Annotated in this window: 14 protein-coding genes and 1 CRISPR repeat array; of the genes, 6 read left to right on the top strand and 8 right to left on the bottom strand. The window is 43.9% G+C overall.

The features are described from left to right. Window positions 1-1,254: 1,254 nt before the first annotated feature. Entirely contained in the window at window positions 1,255-2,253 is a 999-nt protein-coding gene (locus BB427_RS01205) for a DUF4097 domain-containing protein (protein WP_254663557.1), read from the bottom strand. A gap of 202 nt (window positions 2,254-2,455) precedes the next feature. Here BB427_RS01205 and BB427_RS01200 point away from each other — a divergent pair, with 202 nt between their 5' ends. Further along, window positions 2,456-3,238, top strand: a complete 783-nt coding sequence (locus BB427_RS01200) for an MBL fold metallo-hydrolase (RefSeq protein ID WP_069018702.1) — start codon at window positions 2,456-2,458, stop codon at window positions 3,236-3,238. On the opposite strand, the gene BB427_RS01195 is transcribed toward BB427_RS01200, so the two are convergent. The 3 genes from BB427_RS01195 to BB427_RS01185 all read right to left on the bottom strand — a co-directional run bounded on the left by BB427_RS01195 (window position 3,235) and on the right by BB427_RS01185 (window position 7,525). Further along, window positions 3,235-3,591 carry an Hpt domain-containing protein gene (locus BB427_RS01195; protein WP_045990189.1) on the bottom strand — a complete coding sequence of 119 codons (357 nt, stop codon included), beginning with the start codon at window positions 3,589-3,591 and terminating at the stop codon, window positions 3,235-3,237. The two genes, BB427_RS01200 and BB427_RS01195, sit on opposite strands and share 4 nt — an antisense overlap. Beyond that, the gene (locus BB427_RS01190) at window positions 3,588-6,332 is read right to left on the bottom strand and encodes an ATP-binding protein (RefSeq protein WP_069018701.1); all 2,745 of its coding nucleotides are present in this window, start codon (window positions 6,330-6,332) and stop codon (window positions 3,588-3,590) included. Before BB427_RS01190 ends, BB427_RS01195 begins: the two co-directional genes overlap by 4 nt. Window positions 6,333-6,634: 302 nt before the next feature. Continuing rightward, entirely contained in the window at window positions 6,635-7,525 is an 891-nt protein-coding gene (locus BB427_RS01185; RefSeq protein ID WP_069018700.1) for a TetR/AcrR family transcriptional regulator, read from the bottom strand. A gap of 125 nt (window positions 7,526-7,650) precedes the next feature. On the opposite strand from BB427_RS01185, the gene BB427_RS01180 reads away from it, so the two are divergent. Both BB427_RS01180 and BB427_RS01175 read left to right on the top strand, forming a co-directional pair. Further along, a complete protein-coding gene (locus tag BB427_RS01180; RefSeq protein WP_069018699.1) occupies window positions 7,651-9,381 on the top strand; it encodes an ABC transporter ATP-binding protein in 1,731 nt (576 codons plus the stop codon). A 696-nt stretch (window positions 9,382-10,077) separates the two neighbouring features. Then, window positions 10,078-10,539, top strand: coding sequence for a GNAT family N-acetyltransferase (locus tag BB427_RS01175; protein WP_010603965.1), 462 nt, complete (start codon window positions 10,078-10,080; stop codon window positions 10,537-10,539). Here BB427_RS01175 and BB427_RS01170 read toward each other — a convergent pair. The 4 genes from BB427_RS01170 to BB427_RS01155 all read right to left on the bottom strand — a co-directional run bounded on the left by BB427_RS01170 (window position 10,525) and on the right by BB427_RS01155 (window position 14,358). Continuing rightward, complete coding sequence (locus tag BB427_RS01170) at window positions 10,525-10,767, bottom strand: Rho-binding antiterminator (protein WP_069018698.1); 243 nt, start codon at window positions 10,765-10,767, stop codon at window positions 10,525-10,527. The two genes, BB427_RS01175 and BB427_RS01170, sit on opposite strands and share 15 nt — an antisense overlap. A gap of 64 nt (window positions 10,768-10,831) precedes the next feature. Beyond that, window positions 10,832-12,973 carry a prolyl oligopeptidase family serine peptidase gene (locus BB427_RS01165; RefSeq protein ID WP_069018697.1) on the bottom strand — a complete coding sequence of 714 codons (2,142 nt, stop codon included), beginning with the start codon at window positions 12,971-12,973 and terminating at the stop codon, window positions 10,832-10,834. Window positions 12,974-13,204: 231 nt separating this feature from the next. After that, the gene (locus tag BB427_RS01160; RefSeq protein WP_069018696.1) at window positions 13,205-13,735 is read right to left on the bottom strand and encodes a DUF3833 domain-containing protein; all 531 of its coding nucleotides are present in this window, start codon (window positions 13,733-13,735) and stop codon (window positions 13,205-13,207) included. Window positions 13,736-13,830: 95 nt separating this feature from the next. Next, a complete protein-coding gene (locus tag BB427_RS01155) occupies window positions 13,831-14,358 on the bottom strand; it encodes a chalcone isomerase family protein (protein ID WP_069018695.1) in 528 nt (175 codons plus the stop codon). A gap of 142 nt (window positions 14,359-14,500) precedes the next feature. Between BB427_RS01155 and BB427_RS01150 the strand changes: the two genes are divergently transcribed. The 3 genes from BB427_RS01150 (at window position 14,501) to BB427_RS01140 (ending at window position 22,127) form a co-directional block, all read left to right on the top strand. Then, window positions 14,501-14,983, top strand: a complete 483-nt coding sequence (locus BB427_RS01150; RefSeq protein WP_039496196.1) for a GNAT family N-acetyltransferase — start codon at window positions 14,501-14,503, stop codon at window positions 14,981-14,983. A gap of 156 nt (window positions 14,984-15,139) precedes the next feature. After that, window positions 15,140-17,857: direct repeats of the CRISPR family, unit length 29 nt; unit sequence GTGTTCCCCGTACACACGGGGCTAAACCG. A gap of 453 nt (window positions 17,858-18,310) precedes the next feature. Then, window positions 18,311-19,144, top strand: coding sequence for a transcriptional regulator (locus tag BB427_RS01145; protein WP_069018694.1), 834 nt, complete (start codon window positions 18,311-18,313; stop codon window positions 19,142-19,144). Window positions 19,145-19,250: 106 nt separating this feature from the next. Continuing rightward, window positions 19,251-22,127, top strand: a complete 2,877-nt coding sequence (locus tag BB427_RS01140; RefSeq protein WP_069018693.1) for a CRISPR-associated helicase/endonuclease Cas3 — start codon at window positions 19,251-19,253, stop codon at window positions 22,125-22,127. Window positions 22,128-22,262: the final 135 nt, after the last annotated feature.

The raw sequence follows: 22,262 nt of genomic DNA, 5'->3' as shown, positions 1-22,262 counted from the left end.
GGAGATGTGTATAAGAGACAGCACCACAATCCTTGTTTGCATTTTTTATGTCCACTGTTGTTGGTTAAAGCCGTTCCACCAATACGCGGTACTACTTCCTAGTGTGCTGCGATTGGTTTTTATTTGCGCGCTATTGTTACATAAAAGGCAAGCATTTTTAACTCATTTTTTTAATCAGCATTCGAATGCTTATTGGGTATGCTGGAGAGAGGAAAGTAGCGCTGATTGTTAATTCTGATTTTATCTCCTGAAGCAGCTAAGTCGCTTACAAGCACCAAAAGAACTTATCAGCGCATTGTGTCTCCCTCATCACACCCGAAAGTAAATTGCCAATGAGTCATTTCAACGCATGGATGTGTGAAAAGCGGTGACAGGGCCAAGGATGGCCCTTGCATCGCGGTGACGTTCATATTGGCAATTTACTTGAGGAGTCAGTGTGATGTTGGGAGTGCCTTTTCTTTTGCTATCTTTTCTTTGGGCAAGCAAAGAAAAGATAGTCGTAGCCCATGGATGGGCGTCGAAATCCGTCAGGAGGACATATTAGCCTTACCCTCCATGGCTCGTATCAAAGCGCATCCATGCGCTTCTCGTTCATTCTTTTTACACGACGCGATCGAGCGAACCAAGAAAACGTCGCCCCAGCATCACACTTAATCCTCAAACCCTAAGCCGATATATAATACCAATTGCACTAAGTCTCCAATCAATTTTAAGGGTGAAATACCATATTAGCGTCGTTAAAAATTTCTCATTTAGAACAACTAAATAGCAAAATTTTTGCCTTGCCTATATGGATATAGGTACCTTGGCGGTAGCAGGACGCGAGAGCGGAGCTACTAAAGCTATTTCTCCGCTTCAAATTGCTCATTTACCTAATACAATTGGTATCGCAACCGTCTTGTAAGGCACATCCATGATGCCAGACAAGACTTGGCCGACAATAGTTGCTTGCAAGCACCACAAGAATTTATCAGCGCCTTGTGTCTCCCTCATCACACCCGAAAGTAAATTGCCAATGCGTCATTTCAACGCATGGATGCGTGAAAAGCGGTGACAGGGCCAAGGTGGGAGTGCCTTTTCTTTTGCTTACTTGTTCTTTGGGCATCAAAGAAAAGTAAGTCGTAGCCCATGGATGGGCGTCGACACCTCCTGTCAGGAAGACGAGCTGACTTTACACAGTGTCGAGTTAATGTTGAACTTTACCGACAGTGGAGCAATCGTATATTGCTCCACACTAAAATCATTCAGCAAGCCCTAGTCATCTAGTTTTACGGCTCCAGCTATCTTATCTATTTTCACCGAGCCTGAGCCTGATTCGGTAATGGTCAAGGAACCGGCATTTACCACACGAATATTTCCAGCACCGTCTTCTATTTGAACGTGGCCCTTAACTGCTTCGATATCCGTATTGCCCGAACCATCAACGATAGTGACATCGCCTTGGGCGTGACGAACTCGAATATTACCGGATTCATCATCGATTTTAATATTGCGTCCGCCTTCAACAATCAGTGAGCCAGAGCCATCGATGATATCTGCGTTGCCGCTAAAACCGCGAAGGGTTAGATCGCCAGACTCATCTTCTATTTTGATATCCGTGCCGCCAGTCACATCAATATTACCCGAGCCATCCTCCAACTCTAGTGTATCGACTAATCCCTTTATGGTTATGTCGCCAGAACCATCGTCGATAACAAGTTGCTGGACGTTAGTGATATGGATATTGCCACTGCCGTCATCAATTTCAGCACCTTGAATATCTTCTAATGTGATATTGCCAGAGCCATCATCTAGTTTGATAAAACCTTTGATATTTTTGATGGCTATATCCCCCGAACTGTCATCAAGTGTTAGCGCAAGTTGGCTTGGCATGGTGATGGTTAAGTCAATTCTAGGGCTATTATTGCGATACCATTGTACACCCGAGCTTGTATCTGAATCTGCCACCAATATGGCGATGTCACCTGATTTTTCCAATGTAAGTTGGTAGTTCTCTGCTTCTGTGGTTAACACTGAAGCTTCCACTTGGATCGCTTGTTGGTTATCGTATCCAATGATCTGGATATTACCCGAGGTGGTATTTGCATCAAGTTTGCTGATGTCTGCAGCGTTGAGTTGCAAAGATTTATGGAGTGTTTTGGTTGCGGCTGCGCTTGGAGAGATATGTACGACACAGCCAGATAAAAGGCTAAGTGCAGCTAAACTAGTGAGGAGCTTTTTCATCGTTGTTATTTTCCATAGTGGTGATGACATAAGGTTATCATTCAGCAATAGTTATACCAGAATGAAGTTATAAAAAAATCAATAGATTAAGCAGGTCGCGAACCTTAGGGTGGTCAAAATAGCGAAATCAAATAGTGAGCTGAACCAAAAGATTGCAGATATGACTGTCATATGGCTGTAAATCCGACAATGTAGTCTGGCGCTATTGTTTGTTGATTTTTCTGGCAGTGCAATGAAAGGCATAACCAAGACAACCGAACTACACGCTGTCAATCCGAAATCATTCGTTGACAGTCACTGTAAACCAGACGCTGCTGTTTTTTTGGGAGTGGGAAGTGCCGCCAGCGCTGCAACTCTCGGGTGCTCTGCCTGTGTACTGACCCATAAAGGCCTACCTTGGTTATTGATAGATTGTGGCTTTGATACGGTGTCGCGTTATAAAAAGCATTTTTCGTCATTACCCGATGCTGTGTTTATCACCCACCTTCATTATGACCATGTTAGTGGATTGGAGCAGCTTTACTTTCAGGCTGCATTGAGTCAGCACCAAATCACGTTATATGCCCCAGCAGAGCTAATCGTTGGGTTGTGTAATATGCTTGCTTACACCGGACTGAGCGAAGGGACTTGCGGCGTATGGCAGGTTTTTCGTTTATTTCCAATCTCAGAGAGCTTTCTTCATCGTGGGCAACGTATACATAGTTATGCCGTTCGTCATCATGAGCCCAATAGCGCTTTTTCCTTACATCTCCCAGGTAGCCTGTTTTACAGTGGTGATACCAAAGCTATTCCTGAGCTGCTCCATCATCACGTCAGTAACGACGAGGTTATTTTTCATGATTGCGGTCTTGCAAACAATCCCAGTCACTGCTCCCTTAATGAGTTGTTGATGAGCTACCGTGAAGACATCATTAAAAATATTTGGGTCTATCATTACCAGCATCAAGAAGATGTTGTGAAGTTCGAACGCGCAGGACTCAAAGCGGCTATCGCTGAGCAGCCGATTGCGCTCTAAGTTTGCGACTGAGAGGTTAAATAGGCTTTTAATTCTCGAACAAACTCGCTGCCGATCTCATGGTGTATCGCTTTTATTTTTTCGGCGCACTCAATGGTGTTGTTATCAAGTGCTGAATATTCTAACGCCTGTAGATGTTCAGCTAATACCTCAGCTCCCACTGCTTTTGCGGAGGTTTTGAGGTAATGCGCTTCGTCTTTTAAAGCTTGAAAGGCACGAGTTTGGTATGCAGTTTTAATTTTTGCGCAACTAGATTTCGATTGTACTAGAAAGTCGGTGTAAAACTTTTTCGCCGTAGCAAAATCATCACCGATTAAATCGATAAGCACCTGAGGGTTGAGGGTTTTGCTCATTGTGTAAAGTCCATATCTAACCATTTACCTAAGGTGTTTTTAAGCTCTTGTAATCGCACCGGTTTGCTAACATAGTCATTCATGCCACTATCTAAACAAAGCTCTTTATCCCCTTTCATAGCGGCGCCTGTGACGGCAACAATTGGAATCGCACTGCGCTCTTCGCTGGACTCAAATGCGCGAATTAACTTAGTTAATTCATAGCCATCTATCTCTGGCATATGGCAATCCGTCAACAAAAGCTGATATTGCTGGCTTTTATACATCGCCAAGGCTTCTTTACCGTTATTGGCGATATCACAGGAAACTCCAAGTCTAGAAAGCTGTTTGACGATGAGTTTTTGGTTAAAGGGGTTATCCTCGGCAAGGAGTATATGCTGCTTACCACTCGTATCCGATTCATCATCGGTAGGGCTAGATACTTTATCGTCTAGTGAAAGTAGCGCATCTAGTTCACTGAGATCGTTTAATTCACCTAAATCAGTCTCGTCACTTTGCTGACTTGCTTTAAGTTTACTCAGTAATTGACCGATGGCGTATTGAGTCTGTGGTGCAATTGGTTTTGGTTTTTGTGTGGTTAACGCTGTACTGTTCAAGTTAGCAAACGCCTTTTCATCAAGAAATACTAACTCTGGAATAGGTGATCGTATTTGCTCTGCAGAGGCTCCGGCTTGCGTTGTGACAACACGAATAAGTGCGGTATCGTCTGTCTCTTTGATTTCATTGGGTGACTCGATGACTTTGAGCTCATTGCAAAAATGCGTGCAGGCATTGTACAACTGAGTCAGCGCCAACGAACTTTGCCAATGGATATCACTTAACCAATAGAGCGTATTAAATAGAATATTGGGTTGCTGTTGTGTTCTTGGGCGCCAAATAGGAATGGTAATGGTAAAAGTTGAGCCTTCACCGGATTTGCTTTTTAAGACGACCTTGCCGCCCATTAAGTCAATAAGCTTGCCACATATTGCAAGCCCTAACCCCGTACCACCGTATTTTCTCGTGATAGAGCGTTCGGCTTGTGTAAAGGGGGTAAACAGTTTCTTTTGTACTTCTGGTGCAATGCCAATGCCATTGTCTTCTATCTTAAATATCAAGTGAGATAAGGCTACGCCTTCACATGCCCAGTGCACATTGATGGTGACTTTCGCGCCGCCTTCGCGATCTGCAACGCTAAATTTGATGGCATTGCTGACAACGTTAAAGATAATTTGCCGTACTCTATTTTCATCGCCAATCACCTCTAACGGTAGCTTTATGTCCTCATGCACCGTTAATTTTACTGATTTGTCGCGCGCGTGGGCTTCGAAGGTTTTGATGATGTTATTGAGCATTTTAGAAGGGGAGAAAGGATAGCTCTCAAGCTCCATTTTCCCTTGCTCAACTTTGGCTAAGTCTAAAATATCATTTAATATTGAGACTAAATTATTGGCTGAAATAGACGCGGTTTCTAAAAGCTCTTGGTTGTCTTCATCAAGCTCTGATAGCGCCATGAGATCTAAGGAGCCGATAATGCCATTCATGGGGGTTCTGAGTTCATGGCTCATCATGGACAAAAAGTCTGATTTAGTGCGATTGGCCTGCTCAGCTTTAATAATAGCAGCCTCAAGATCGGCGGTGCGCTCTGCGACGCGTTGCTCTAATTCTTGATTGATGTGCTGGAGTTTTTTCTGGGCAATATATACATCGGTTTGATCGATAACAACGCCGTCAATACGTGCTGGCCGACCCTGTTCATCAAGCCCCACAACACCTTTGGCATATACTACTACAATGTCTTTATCGTTGAGCAGGCCGCGATAACGCTGCTCAAAGGTTTCACCTGAGTTTAGCGACGCTTCCAGCGCTTGAGTAACACGTGCTTTATCGTCGGGGTGAAGGCTTGCTTCCCAAAGATGCAAATTGCCAATATCGTCTTCCGAAAGCTTAAAAATTTCATTCGCTTGATGATCCCAATTCCAGATCCATTGATTCGCCACTCGTATTGCTCGCCAAGTGCCTATTTTCCCCGCTTGCATGGCAAGTTCTTTGCTTTCTTCTGCATCATGTAATGCAACTAGCATGTCTTTTTCATGAGTACAGTCAGCTAAAATCCCATAAACACTGTGTGTGCGAATACAATACTTAACTTGTTCTCCCTTGAACTCAAACCAATGAATTGTTCCCCTAACCTCAAGCCGGAACTCAAAATGCAGCATAAGACCTTGTTCAATATGGTGAGCGAGTAGCTCGGCAAATAGTGGCTGATCTTCGTGGTAAATCATGCTTTTTAAGGTGTCCCAGTCTAGTTCTGCCGAGGCTGGGAGGCCTATCAGTGATTTGAATTTAGGAGAGAAATACGCTGTCTTATTAAGGAGATCGTAGCACCAAACTCCTAGGTTTGCGCTGTTGACGGCGTGGCGCAAAATTCGAGTTTGTTCGTCTTCCAAAGGATTTTGACAATAATACGTAGAGAGCTCGGCAATATGGACAAATATTTCGTTGCTGCGAACATCATAAAATGACAGTAAAAATTGTACATTTGGCGACGTGCGCAACGACACTTGTACCAAAGAGCCGTCAGCAATTGTTTTTTGCTGCTCTTCTACGCATAAAGGAAAGATAAATAAGTCTTCAAGGTGCTTATTGATGACGTTATCGACAGGTGCGAACAGTTTTTCCGCAACGGCGGTTGTATGACTGACATACCATTCAGATGTAACAATCAAAATTGGCATACTGTCGTTTAGCGCTGTTAGCATCGTATCCCCCATAATATCCTCATAAAACAATATAGCAGTTCATGATTAACTTGCTGGATTTATAGTCAATCTAGTGATGTTTAGGAAGATGGGTAAAGGTTGTAAATTGTAGATACTGAGGTTATAGAGTTTTGCCTAATGCGTGATGGTGAGGAATATAAATCAAAGTAGAAAGCCATCGCAACCTATGAAGTCGTCGATGGATTGATTAAGAGAGTCTTATTCTTAAAAGAAAAATAGTCAGCAGTGTAAAGCAATATTTTGCTTTCCTCTAACCGTACGAGTACCACATACTCGGTGGTTTACACTGCCTCTACATTGAGTCTTTCTGCGAGTAGCTGGCGCTCAGTATTTAGTCCTCTGTAGTCTCGAAGTCCTGCGAGAAGCGCCCTGATTAATACTGTATCAGGGTTTTCACCTTGTAGTTGAGCCTCCAACAGAGCGATTGTATGGTCTACGATCTCACGCTTTTGTGGTGCAAGCTTTAGCTTTTGGGATTTTTCTTGGAGCTGTAAAAAAGCTTGTTGGACTTTTTGTTCGTGGAGTTGTCGTTTTTTGGCTTCGATCTCTTTTTGGGACGGAAAATCCTGTTCGGTTAACACCGGCAACAGTGTTTGATTTGGTAGCGCTGTACAAATTGAGTCCATGCATGACACCACCCAATTAACCAGCTTTTCAGTGTCGAAATCAATGCCTTCGATCACGGGAAGCGAAAGATAATTAGCAATAATACCATCAAGCGTCATCGCGAGATCGGTTTTCCAAGGCCGGACTTGCTCGCCATAGTTTTCAAGTAAAAAGCCTTCTTGTAGCGTAAGCCACGTCAAGCGAAACTCTTGATAGAACATGATCAAGTTATTTGAAAAGCTCAGTGACTCCTCCTGCAATAAAAGCTGAAACATCGCTTGGTACTGCTTTAAATCTTCGTGCTGGAAGCGGATTTGTTGTTTTAGCTTAGCAATTGGTGTCAATTTATCACTTTCTAATATTGCTCTTATTTTATCTAGCAGATCCGCTGTTTGACGCTCAAAAACGGCTAATAGTAGTTCGTCTTTTGACTTAAAGTGTAGGTAGATAGCACCTTTCGAAATGCCCACTTTATTGGCGATGGTTTGCATGCTAAAGGCACTATCGCCCTCTGCTAAAAGTAACTGCTCCGCGCATGCCAGTATTAATTTCCGCTTATCAGACATAGCTCCTCCTGTTCACACTGCAGTATACAGTCAATTTGAAAATGACCAATAGGTCAGTTTTAAATTGACTGAATTTGAAATGTGGTCAATTATTATGTTATCTATTCAACGGGAACATCATAATTATGAACAATACATCATCTTTAATACAGCTAGTCAGGCGCACGCGGCCAAGCCGCATACTACTATCAACTCTGGTTTTATTTACGCTTATCTCTAGTGCTTTAGGTTTGTTGGTGCCTTTGCAAACGAAAAAATTGCTGGAAGAACTCGGAGAAAATGGTCATTTTTCAAATGAACAGGTAGTCATATTAATTATGGTGTTAGTGTTTTCCGCTGTGCTAACAGGGCTGATGACTTACATCATGGGTAAAATTGGCAATGAGCAAAAGCTTAAATTACGCGGAGACCTTTTTCAGCACCTCATTCGTTTGCCTGTTTCCTTCTTTGATAATACTAGAGCTGGGGAGCCCGCGAATCGTATCGTAAAAGACACTGAAATTATTGAAAACCTTGTGAGCGAGCAGTCTGTGTCTTGTATATCTGGTGTGGTTTCATTATTTGGCTCTTTTATTATTCTATGGTTTTTAGACTGGCAAATGACACTTGTAATGCTTGGTGCAGTGACGGCTAGTTTTCTGATTATCTTACCGTTTTCCGTGAGGCTAACGGATCTGTCTAAGTCATTACAAGATACTGAAGCCTCTATGCTTGGAAGGTTAACCGAACTGTTTGCCAATATCCGCTTACTAAGAGCACAAGGTGCAGAAAAAATAGAAGCTAAAAAGAATAACAATGAATTGAAGTCACTCTATAAAACTGCAATGTCAGAACATACGCTTTTAGCTACCATGGGCGCATTGGTGAATTTAGTGATCATGGCTTCGATAGTGTTAGTACTAGGATTTGGCGCATCAAGGGTTGCCAACAGTGCGATGACGCTAGGCGCTTTTGTTGCGTTTATCATGTTTTTACTGAACATTGTGTTGCCGATGGGGCAGTTAAGCATGGTGGTAGCCGCGTTTAATAAAGCAAAAGGAGCGGCCGTTCGTATTAATGAGATCTTAGCAACGGCACCAGAAAATGAAAGTGGTCATACAATTAACCTGACTGATAAGTCAATTTATGTTCGCAATTTATCTTTTAGTTATGTTGATGATAAACCGGTATTTAAAAGCTTGAGCTGTGAATTCTTAAGTGGAAAAACGACCGCGATTGTTGGGCCATCAGGAGTTGGTAAGTCTACACTCTTCGCTTTGTTGCAGGGCTTTTATCAGGCGAGGCGTGGTTACATCGAAATTGCTGGGCTTAATGTTGAAGAGCTAGACCGAGCTAATTTGAGAGCGCAAATCGGTTACGTTGCGCAAGAGAGCCCGCTGCTGTGTGGCACCTTATATGAAAACTTGGTATACGGTGCTTATGAAACAATAGATGATGGACAATTACAGCATGCCATCGCCACGGCCGATTTAGCAGAGTTTATAGCGACACTTCCTGATGGGTTGAATACTCGAATTGGTGAGCGTGGCATTACTCTATCTGGCGGACAAAGGCAACGAGTTGCATTGGCGCGAGCACTATTAAAAGACCCTGCATTGCTGCTGTTGGATGAAGCAACGGCAAGCCTTGATTCACAAAGTGAAGCCGCTATTCAAATTGCCCTGAAAAATGCAAAAAAAGGTCGCACTACAATTATCGCTGCGCATCGACTCAGTACGGTTATGGATGCTGATAATATTATCGTCATTAACAAAGGTGAGATTGAATCACAGGGAAACCATCAGTATCTGATGCAACATTCTTCACTTTACCAAAGCCTAGTGAACAAACAGTTCAGCCTTCAAGCTGCAAGCTAATAACTTTGGTTGGGGTCCGTCAGTTGGATAGGTGGAAAGTGAATGAACAGTAATGTCATTGGTAAATGGTTGTATTAATACTTTTTGGTGTTTTTTTAAAATTATATAGCACTAAAAGTTTAGATGTGATAGAAGGTAATCATATTTAACTAAGTGCTATTTTTGTTATTGGTTAAAAAGGATTGGTTTTTAGGGAAGACAAATTAATTTTCGTAGGTTTGTTTATGCCCCATAGAGCATCACACACAAGTTCGCATACCTCTATCCCGCTGATTGTAGCGCTAACAAGCGTGTTGTTATTACTGACTTTACTGAGCTTTCCAAGTAAGAGCAAACAGTCGGTAGAAACCAAAGTAGCAATACATAAGAGCGGCGCGATAAAGCATGAAGTCCGCCCGACAGAATAAGAATGAAAAATTCTTAGCTGCTTGTGGCTAGCTTGAAGTATCTAGCTCACACCAATACTTTACACTTTGTAACAGTTCAGGGTTACTAAATTTTATTTATTTAAAACATATGGTTAGTATCTTTGGCTAACCCCACCATAAAGTTTCCGTAGGCATTCAGCCTATCATCTTGCCTCTATAATTTGCTTATTATTTCTAACTCGGTATAGTTTGACGTCGGCCAGAATAGTAATAATATTGCTCAGTTTATGAGCACGGGACAAATTGGCCTTACTTCTTAGAGGCAGGTATGCAATTAATTCAGTTAAAGTCAGATGACCCACAAGTAGTCGCGGTGTTTTCTGAAATCGATAAGCTTATGAATAGCTTATATCCAATCGCAAGTGCACAGTCTTTATCAATAGAAGAAATTAACCAACCTAACGTGTATGCCGTTGGCTTACAAAATGAAGAGGGCATTGTAGCGTGCGGTGCGATTGTAAAGCAGTTTGATAAAACCCTATACGGTGAAATTAAACGCTTGTACGTAAAACCTAGTTATCGAGGTAAAGGGCTTTCTAAACGTATTATGCAAATTTTGCTTCACTACGCGGGTGAAGCGCAGATCCCACTTATTCGGCTGGAAACCGGCTCTAAGCAAGCCAGTGCGATAAGCCTTTATGAGAGCTTGGGATTTGAGCGATGTGAACGCTTTGGTATGTATCGTGACAACCCGTTAAGTGTCTTTATGGCGTTATCACTGAAATCTTAACCTAGTAAAATAGGGATTGTCGGTATCGGCAGAGATACTGGCAATCTCTGCAAGCACCACAGTGACAGTTTGATTTTCTCGTTCTAAAACTAAACACTCCTGTTTGTCGACTATGGCCGTGTTTTCGCACCTGCCACGCACAACGTCACCACCTTTCATCTCGATAGTAACCGCTAGGCGTTTTAGGCATGCCAGTTCGATATAATCATACTGTTGGCAACTGAGCATAGATACGTCCTTATTGAATAAAGCCACCTGCTTGTACAGGTGGCTTTTGAAGCATGGCTTATGCCTAAAGAGACTTAATTCCCATATTGTAAAGCGTAAAGCCATAAATATCGGCATACTGTTCAATCGTCTTGCTTATCGGTGTGCCTGCGCCGTGCCCTGCATTGGTTTCGATACGAATAAGCGTCGGATTAGCACCTGTGTGTTTGCTTTGTAGCTCAGCTGCAAACTTGTAAGAGTGTGCAGGTACTACGCGGTCGTCATGGTCACCTGTTGTGATCATGGTTGCTGGATAATCTACGCCAGCCTTTACGTTATGTACAGGTGAATAACCTTTCAGATATTCAAACATCTCTTTGTTGTCTTCCGCCGTACCGTAGTCGTAAGCCCAGCCAGCTCCAGCAGTAAACGTGTGGTAACGCAGCATATCAAGTACCCCAACCGCAGGTACAGCCACTTTGAATAGGTCTGGACGTTGTAACATCGTTGCACCTACTAACAAACCACCGTTCGAACCGCCGTTAATTGCAAGTTTTTCACTTGAAGTATAATTTTCAGATACTAAGTATTCGCCTGCAGCAATAAAGTCATCAAAGACGTTTTGTTTTTGCATTTGAGTACCAGCTTTGTGCCATTTTTTACCATACTCACCGCCGCCACGTAAGTTTGCTACCGCATAAACACCACCCAGCTCTAACCAAGCTGCACGTGTAGGGCTAAAGTAAGGCTTAAGACTAACATTAAATCCACCATAACCGTACAGCAGTGTCGGGTTGCTACCATCTAACTTCAACCCTTTTTTATGGGTGATGATCATCGGGACGCGGGTGCCGTCTTTTGAGGTGTAAAAAACTTGCTTAGACACGTAAGCATCTGAATCAAAATCTACTTTATCTGAACTATATAACTCGCTACGCCCTGATTCTGCATCGAAAGCAAAGATAGATCTCGGGGTGTTGTAGTTAGTGAATGAGTAATAAAGTACTTTGTCTTCTTCCTCACCGCTAAAGCCACTCACAGTGCCTACACCTGGAAGCGCAATGTCACGGATCAGTTTACCTGTGAAGTCATATTGTTTTACCAATGAAATTGCATCTTTGATGTAAGTCGCAAATAGGTAACCTGAACCTGTTGAAACCGATAGTACATTGTCGGTTTCTGGGATCACATCTTGCCAGTTTTCTGGTTGTGGCTGTTTCGCATTGACTTTAACGATACGACGGTTCGGCGCATCTAAGTTAGTGCTTAAGAACAATGTGTCGCCTTCACTGTGGATCACGCTGGTATCAGAGTTGGTATGATCTAAAATCGTTACCCAGTCACTATTTGGTTTGCTTAAGTCACGAATAAATAACTTGTTACCTGATGTTGATACCGCAGCAGAGATCACTAAGTATTTTTTATCGTCTGTTACACCACCATAAACATAACGGTGTTTTTGCGCATCAGTAGCACCAAAAATGACCTTGTCTTGATCTTGAGGTGTGCCAATCTTGTGGTAATACACTTTATGTTGGTCAGTTTTTGCAGAAAGTTCACTGCCCTTAGGTTTATCATAGCTTGAGTAATAGAAGCCTTCATTACCAAACCAAGAGATACCACTAAACTTCACGTCGACTAGCGTTTCACCAACCTGCTCTTTAGTCTCGGCGTTTAGCACAATCACTTTACGCCAGTCACTTCCACCTTCTGAAATTTGATAAGCCACCAATGAGGCGTCTTTACTAAAACTTAATCCTGCAAGCGATGTTGTGCCATCTTCACTCATGGTATTTGGGTCTAAAAATACCTCAGCCTCTCTACCTTCTTTTTGGCGGTACAAAACACTTTGGTTTTGCAATCCATCATTTTTGTAGAAATAGGTATAGTTGCCGTGTTTAAAAGGTTGAGAAACACGCTCGTAATCAAGTAGTTCGGTGAGGCGTTTTTCGATGTCTTTACGATATGGTATTTGCGATAAATATGCTTGAGTAGCCTCGTTTTGTGCTTTTACCCACGCTGCGGTTTCTGCGCTTTTGTCGTCTTCTAACCAGCGATATGGATCCGCCACTTGCGTACCAAAGTAGTTGTCTACCACGGTGCCTGTTTTAGTGATTGGATATTTCACAGATTGCGTCAATGCCGCATTATTAGATTGTTCATTTTCGGTATTAACACATCCGACAAGCGCAAGAGCAATGGCTCCAGCTAGTATCTTCTTTATCATTGTGGGGATTCCTATTGGTTCTTATTCGCTACTATCTCGCCGTAGTTTCTTGCATCTTACTCAGTAATAAAACTTTTCGATACGGCATTTTTTGTTAAGCATTTATCAGTGTTGGACATGATTACGCTACTAGAGTTGCTGTGGATTGTAGTGAAGCCGGTGTATTTGTCTACAAATTGTAGACAAATACACGAGTAAGAAGGTTAAATTGAAGTTGATTTGGCGTAATTATTATTGCCTTTGCATAAATATTGTGACTTCAGCCATTACAATACCGAACTTTTCAATATAGGAGCGGTTCATGAGAGTGGTTTGGTCAAAAGACCACATCCAATCATCAAAGTGTACTTCGTAGCTGGTGTCGTCAACGGGTAAGTCCATTCTATACTGCCAATTCATCGCATTGCCGTAGGTTTCACCGGATGCCGAGTTGAGAATATCGTCGGCGCGGCCTGAATACCGGTTGCCTGATGCCTTTGTAATAGTCCAAACTCGTGTTTTGACGCCATCACCGAGCAGATAGTTGAAGGACTCATCTAAAACAAGCTCTGACTGGTTATTGATTGAACCTTTGATATTGACGGTAAACTGTTGCACTAAGTTACCATCTCTGTCTTGGACTATCCCCCATGCTTTTATGTCACCAACAAAAAACTCATAGGGGTCAAATTGCGGTTTAAGTGTCGAGTATTTTTTACCGTCAATGCCCGAACTGCATGCCGACAAAAAAAATAAGGTGAGTACTGCAAGAGTGATGCGCATTGTTTTCTCCTTAGGCTTGAGGCCACTTTGAGTGCTATTGCTTTTGATATTTGAGCCAAATAGCGAAGATGAAATTAACGAAAAAGAACCATATGCTATTTCCGCTTGAGGCCCAGAAGTTCGGCTCGCATGGTTGGTTCGGATGTTTTTTCACCGAGCCAAATGTTGAAAAAACGGGTAGTAAATTCCGAATCTTTCACTTCGCCAATAAGCTTTTTATCTTGGTAAAACTGTGTAGCTCCTTCGGGTGTTCTCACGCCAAAAAGCACGGTCCCTTTAGAGACATTGGGGAAAATCTTTTTCATTTCTGCCAGCCATCGCTCACCTTGACTCGAATTATTAAACCCTTGTTTTTCCATCTCTTTAAGAGATCGTTTTGCTATCTCTTTGCCGTCAAGCGCGCGTAAATAATGTAGTGCCAATACAAAAGGTTGGTCTTGAGAGTACGCGCCTTGTGGCGCATAAAGGCTGGCATCATAAACATCCCAAAACAAATAGGTCATTCGACTTGTTTTGCCGACTTGTTGAGGGTTGTCTATAAATTGATTTACAAGATCACTGATGCTTGCGAAACCCTGAGTGCTGAATAGCAACATCAAAAAGGCAAAGATGGTCCTTTGCATACTAACCTCTTCCTATATAAAAACGATTAGTCTCATATACGAACGAGCTGGAAAGTTTGTTCACTTTGCTGCTGCCTGAAAGGTGCTGTCATCCCCCTTTACAATTTGTTAAGCTGACTAAAACCTACATACAGGAGCCATTATGAGCCTTTCAATTCGCCCAGCAGAAGTAGCTGATGCCGCGACAATACTGCACTTTATTAACGAACTTGCAATTTATGAGAAAGAGCCAGATGCCGTGCTCAATACCGTGGAAGAAATAGAACAGAAATTGTTTGGTAAAGAAGCCAGAGCACACAGCGTTATTTGTGAACTAGATGGTGAAGCAATTGGGTTCGCAGTGTATTTCTTTAATTATTCTACTTGGCTTGGCAAGCACGGACTGTATCTTGAAGACCTATATGTGTCACAAGACAAACGCGGTGTTGGCGCAGGTAAGGGGATCATGAAATACTTGGCAAGACTTGCACTACAAAAGGACTGCGGTCGTTTTGAGTGGGTGGTACTTGACTGGAACAAGCCATCAATCGATTTTTATGAAAGTATCGGTGCTAAAGCACAAAACGAGTGGATTATCTATCGCTTATCAGGGCAAGAGCTCATCGATTTTGCTGAGCAAGTATAGTGAAGTTTATTGGCCTGTTGGCTATACATTATTTGAAGAGAAACTCCGATCTTTAACAATTGAGCCGAGTAAACATACGTAGAATTTGTACCCAATATTTTTGGTGAACATTGTAAGTGTGATTTTTATTAATAGAAACAATAATGTATTTATAGAGTGTTCCCCGTACACACGGGGCTAAACCGATATCGCCCATCGGTTTATACCTAAAAATGGCGTGTTCCCCGTACACACGGGGCTAAACCGGGGTTGATAAATGGCTGATGAACAAATTATCGGTGTTCCCCGTACACACGGGGCTAAACCGCATACGCTCATATGGGCGGTGCGTTTCCTCAAGTGTTCCCCGTACACACGGGGCTAAACCGGAAACTCCCATACTAACTTAAGGGGATTCCCAGTGTTCCCCGTACACACGGGGCTAAACCGTCTACAAAGCCCCCATCGAGGGGCTTTTTTGAGTGTTCCCCGTACACACGGGGCTAAACCGTATGAGCATTGGGAATCTGAGGAGAATTAAAAGTGTTCCCCGTACACACGGGGCTAAACCGCCTTGGTACTCGATACGTGCTAAACACGAGTTGTGTTCCCCGTACACACGGGGCTAAACCGTCAACATCCTGTGTCAATGCAGGCGATACGGAGTGTTCCCCGTACACACGGGGCTAAACCGATGATTGAGCAGCATTATGGAAAATGGATGGAGTGTTCCCCGTACACACGGGGCTAAACCGCTATCAAGCGCAGGCCAGCTAGGCCGTGACGTGTGTTCCCCGTACACACGGGGCTAAACCGCGATAGCCCTGCCAACGAGAGGCAGCTTTAACCGTGTTCCCCGTACACACGGGGCTAAACCGAACAAGTCGCTGACGTGTATAAACACGTGGAAGTGTTCCCCGTACACACGGGGCTAAACCGGTTAAAAGGGAAAGCCGCGAGTTGTTGGTGAGGTGTTCCCCGTACACACGGGGCTAAACCGACGGTCGATGAGCTTAAAGAACTCTATACCGAGTGTTCCCCGTACACACGGGGCTAAACCGAACCCATTAGCTGAGCAATTATTAGCACAAGAGTGTTCCCCGTACACACGGGGCTAAACCGATGGTTATACGCGATTAGCTAATCAGCTATTTGTGTTCCCCGTACACACGGGGCTAAACCGCGGTTTTGTGCTACTGCTTTTGAGATTGGCGCGTGTTCCCCGTACACACGGGGCTAAACCGTGAATAAACCCAACAAAACAAACTTATTGGTTAGTGTTCCCCGTACACACGGGGCTAAACCGTAAACGAAGGTTTTTTTAGCGCCAAATTTGCGGTGTTCCCCGTACACACGGGGCTAAACCGCTAAATCACCTACCGAGAGAGACAACCGTTGGGTGTTCCCCGTACACACGGGGCTAAACCGTTATCGAGATTTTTCAACAGTGGCATAACACTGTGTTCCCCGTACACACGGGGCTAAACCGGCGGTTTCATTGCTGTCTCCGTTAATTGAGTCTGTGTTCCCCGTACACACGGGGCTAAACCGAATACACATCAGGTCAGTTGGCGTGGGTTTTAGTGTTCCCCGTACACACGGGGCTAAACCGCGGGGGGGGATGCGCTATTTGCGATGGAGAAATGTGTTCCCCGTACACACGGGGCTAAACCGTATGGTTCGACGTGGAGTGCGAATACGATTTAGTGTTCCCCGTACACACGGGGCTAAACCGGTAATCGCATGTTAAATAAATCTACTCTGACAGTGTTCCCCGTACACACGGGGCTAAACCGTGGCGCATGGTTCGGCGGTACTGGTTGAGTTTGGTGTTCCCCGTACACACGGGGCTAAACCGAGTATATGGAGCTGGTGGGTTCTGATTTTCACGTGTTCCCCGTACACACGGGGCTAAACCGTTCATTTAGCTTTTTTCGGCGCTCTTCATTAGGTGTTCCCCGTACACACGGGGCTAAACCGATCAGTGATTGTGATTTGAGTAAACCAGTTGAGTGTTCCCCGTACACACGGGGCTAAACCGATGCAGTGCCGGTGCTAATTGAAATGGGATTAGTGTTCCCCGTACACACGAGGCTAAACCGCATGGGTTGTCATTGGCACAAGCTCTGCATTTGTGTTCCCCGTACACACGGGGCTAAACCGGACGTTACTATGTTTGAACCAAACAATTCCCAGTGTTCCCCGTACACACGGGGCTAAACCGAGTACGCGAAATTGGTCGACTCGGTCGCGAAAGTGTTCCCCGTACACACGGGGCTAAACCGGCAGCTTGATTAATCTTCATTGCCTCACCGTTGTGTTCCCCGTACACACGGGGCTAAACCGTAGTGCGCCAGCAACAAGCAAAGCGCAAAACCGTGTTCCCCGTACGGACGGGGCTAAACCGAACATTATCTTCAGTATGAGCACTGGCAAAACGTGTTCCCCGTATGCACGGGGCTAAACCGATGAAATTCGACGCGCTCGTGAAGAATCTAAAGTGTTCCCCGTATGCACGGGGCTAAACCGTATTCTAAAAATCGGATGTTATGGGAGCGCTCGTGTTCCCCGTATGCACGGGGCTAAACCGGCAACCCAATTCAATTAGATGTCTTTCCTGTTGTGTTCCCCGTACGCACGGGACTAAACCGCCAAGCGAGAAGCAGGACAGGAGAAATAATCAGTGTTCCCCGTACGCACTGGGCTAAACCGCCTACTTAAAAGAAGTTCAGTCTGAGCGGGACGTGTTCCCCGTACGCACGGGGCTAAACCGCCTGAGCATCTAATAATAACCGCTGCTTTACCGTGTTCCCCGTACGCACGGGGCTAAACCGTGAAAGGGCACGTGGCCGACCCAAACAATTATGTGTTCCCCGCAGACGCGGGGCTAAACCTGAGTTATTCAGGTCTGAATCATGTGCTGTATTCGTCCGTGAAGCAGCATCCCTCACGCATCCATGCGCTCACCTTAGCAGGCTGCGAAACGGTGATGACTCCAGACTTCCTGTCTTTCGCCCTTCGGGTCAGCAGAGCTGTTCAAAAATATTCCAGATATTTTTGTCGGTCCTACTTCGCCCCCGTACACACGGGGCTAACCAATAGGACATTTTAGTAGGAAAGAGGCGGTGGACAGCTTGGCTGGAAGTGGTGGCAGGGTGAGACTCGAACTCACATCATATATAAACTGCATATAACCGTTACCCATTGGAAACACTGCCGCCATAGTTGATTATTAATCTACCATCAAAAAAATGCTAGCGTGATCTCTCTGTCAGTTTGTCTCAGGTCAATGACTTACTTTGTTTGTTCTGATACATTTATTTTACGAAAATTTTACCAGAGTGTTTTATGCAGGCTAAGGAAGAGCTGTATTTTAGATATATTGAAGCGGTATTGTTTTGGCAGGGAGAAATCCAGACTGGTACTTTCCAGAGCAAATTTAAGCTTTCAAGGCCCAGCGCACGGCGTTATGTCACCGACTTTATTGAGCGTTATCAAATTGCCGCAAGCTACAATGAGTCTGAGAAAGCCTATGTGCTGGCAAGCCCCTTTACACCTAACTATATATCTCAGGATTTTACTGAGTATACTAGTCTCACCGGGGAACAGTACATACACAATCTGAGTTCCTCAACGATTACTTCGCTGGCATTACCACACAGAAAGCTTAATCCCACCATTTTGCGGCCCATATTGAATGCCTGTCGGCGACAAAGCGTGCTAGATATTCGCTATCAGTCTATAAAAGAAGGTGGTGAAACCGAGCGCGTGATCCGCCCTCACACGCTGATTAACTCTGGACTGCGCTATCATCTGAGAGCCTACTGTGAACATGCAGGAGGCTTCAGAGACTTTTCATTATCGCGTATTGTCTCTGCCTCCCCAGAATTTATCAGCAAAGCACAAAAGTACAAAAAAGACGACGAAGCCTGGCAGCAGGAAGTCACTTTAACCATAATCCCCGACCCAAGACTCAGCGAGTACGCCCAGCAAGTTATCGCTCACGACTTTGATATGCACAATTACCAAAAGCAAATTAAAACCAACGCTGCACTGATCAACTACCTGATCAGCATTTTGAGGTTAGATGTTCAGCATCCACACCCGGAAGCACAGCAAATTGTGATGGAACCGGCTTGCTATCGGGAGCTGAGGGCTAGGGGTTTGCTATGGAACATTTGAGTAAACGCACCCGACCGGGTAATTTTTTTACTGGTTGCAATCGCAGGATTGTTGGCATTTTATTCGCGTCGTAAGCTGAGTGTATTGAAAGCAAGGAAGTAACAGTGTGAGTGATTTTAACAGCGACATTTTTCAGTTTTGGGGTAAGGCCGACGAGCATAAGACTCTACCCGCAGTGTGCCATATGCTGGATGTCGCCTTTGTGGCCCGGGCGATTATTCTCAAGCTGGCAGCTCAGGAGGGGGTTATCTTACTGAAGCCGTTTTTATCTATTGAAGGCGTTGATGAGGATACCGCGATTGCTATGGTGGTGCTGCTTATTGCCCTGCATGATATTGGCAAGATCACACCGGGTTTTCAGTATAAGTTGCAGGATCGGGTAAAGGGTTTATTCGACATTAACACATTCAAGGTGTGTGAAGACGCGGAGACCAAACATGGCAATTCAGGATTTGTTATTTTACATGACTACTTTTGTGGACAGTATGGTGTAGATAAGAGTGTTGCGAGAGTAATATTTTCTGCGGTTGCCAGTCACCATGGTGTATTTGTAGCGAATAAAAAACAATGTGGTTTGTGCGGCAGTGAGCAATGGAGTGAAGTGCAGATCAATGCGATAGAATGGTTAGCCGATTATTTTTCCATTGACCTTTATCTATTTAACCAGCTTGCAGCTCAAACCTTAACGCCAGCCTGGTACTCATATATGGCTGGACTTTGTTCGGTTGCTGATTGGATTGGTTCAGATGAATCACAGTTTAGGTATTGTACAGCCAGTGACTACAATGCTGTGCAAAGAGTAGATATTGCCAATGCGCTTGTGAGCTTTTTAAATATCAAGCATGTTACAGCTTCAAATAACAAGGCAAATTTCGTAGATGTTTTTGGTTTTAAGCCTAATGCTTTGCAATTAAAGGTATTAGAGCTTATCAAGCTTAATGAGCTGCCCTGGCTTTCGATTATTGAAAGCGGTATGGGGAGTGGTAAAACAGAAGCGGCGCAGGTTTTAGCCGATCATTTCATTCGCCACCTGGGCCACTCGGGTTTGTATGTGGCCATGCCATCACAAGCGACAGCAAATCAGTTATTCAAACGGACTTTAAGGTTACTCAAAAAAGATGTGCTTGGGTATCAGAATATGGAAACCCACTTAAAACACAGCAACGCAGATTTTGAGCCGCAATATGAAGCATTAAAGCTAAAAAGTATCGACTATCAGCATCAACAAAATACCACTTCCTCAGTGGTAGCAAATCAATGGTTCACATCAAAAAAGCATGGCTTACTGGCTGGTGCATGTGTAGGGACTATTGACCAGTTGCTAATGGCTGCAATGCGCTATAAGCATAATTTTGTCAGACTATTTGGGCTCTCAAATAAGGTTTTGATACTGGACGAGGTGCATTCATTACAGAGCTTTCAGATAGATTTGCTTAAAAATACGCTGCATTGGATGGCCAAGCTTAATGTCAGAGTCATCATTCTTTCTGCAACCTTGCCCCGAACTATGTTGGTTGAGCTAGTTCAGGCGTATGGGCAAGCATTTGAAACCGAGATTGAAGTAGACGATAAACCCTATCCAAGGATCACCACATACAGCTCAAGTACTCTGGCGAAGTCTCACACAATTATAGAAACTGAGAGTGATAGTAAAAAAGAAGACTTAACCAGCCCTCCCGGGACTTACAAGATAAAGCTGCACTCAACGTCTCCAAAGTTATGTATAAGCAATATGGCAAATGATGTTCTAACGACAGCCAATAACGCAGGTTGTGGTGTGTTTGTTTGTATTTTGAATACCATTGATAAAGTTCAGGAAATGTCCAGGCTCATTGCAAGACACTGCAGCGAAAGTGATGGCCGAGTTGAGTATCTAACTTTCCATGCAAAGTATCCATTAGCCACACGTTTGTCCATTGAAGAGATGATTGAATATCAGGTTGGCAAACATCCTGCGGACCATCGTAGCATCAACCCTAACCGACCAGTGAAGGATAAATGTTTGATCCTAATAGGGAGTCAGGTCCTGGAACAAAGTCTGGATTATGATGCATGCGAGATGTTTACCCAAATTGCACCAATCGATCTGCTCTTGCAAAGAGTCGGCCGTGTTTGGCGTCATCAAATTAATAACACTGCTCGCTCTAAGTTTATCAAAACACCCACGTTAAATATCTACCTGCCATCAATGGATAAAATTCCCGAGGACTATGGAGAATGGTTTGGTCACGGTGAAGTATTTATCTACCCTTCACATCTACTGGCTGTAACAACTCGCTTGCTTTGGGAGAAGAATGAGCAAGTTGGTGGGGGCGGCTTTGCCATTAATATTAATAGCGATATGGATTCATGGATCAATAAAGTCTATGCCGATGTTGACCAACAAATAACCTGGCTTGAGCAGGAATACGACAAAGCATTTGAATTCAGGTTGGACAAGCGGACGCAATATACTTTGGCTAAAGAAATGATATTTGATGCGGATAAGTCGAGCGTCAGGGCTCTATTAAAGTACACGAATAGTGAAATTGAAAACGATGACATTGTCCTCAGCACGCGTTTAACCAGTGTCAGCGTTCAATTGATTTTTCTTGTTGATAACGGAGAAGGAGTGCTTGTTCCGGTCACAGAGTTTCCGTCCTATACACAAAATGTGCAAGCGTTTAACCACGGGGCAAAGGAATATACAGAATCAGAAGCGATTGATTGGCGAGCTGGAGAAAGGCTTAAAAAAGCAGATATTGCTCGCTTAAAGCAGGCACAAATATCACTGAGCCACGCCAAGTGGGTGACGCACTTTAAGGAGCAAGAAGAGTGCTGGCCGTTTAGTTTTGTTGCTAAAGAAATCTGGCGACGTTCACCTACATTGTTTAACTGTATTCCTGTTGTTTTGGGTCAAGACTTATCTTACTCCAATAGTGCACTGGGAGTGCTCAGGTTAGATCCTCGATTGGGGCTTATAGTGGATAGAAAAAAAGTTTAAATGTGGAGTTTCCGGTTTTGTTTAAAGTGGCAGTAACACAGGGCGGGATCGAACTTTAAATTGACGAGTATTAGTGTTTTATGATCTGATTGCGCATCGCAATTTTTTAAGTCGTTACAATGAGCATTATCACAC

The sequence above is a fragment of the Pseudoalteromonas sp. BMB genome, from assembly GCF_001709235.1.
In the GTDB taxonomy this organism is placed as follows: domain Bacteria; phylum Pseudomonadota; class Gammaproteobacteria; order Enterobacterales; family Alteromonadaceae; genus Pseudoalteromonas; species Pseudoalteromonas maricaloris.
Note: the sequence above shows the minus strand (reverse complement) of the source record. Positions and strands in the feature narration are given on the sequence as shown.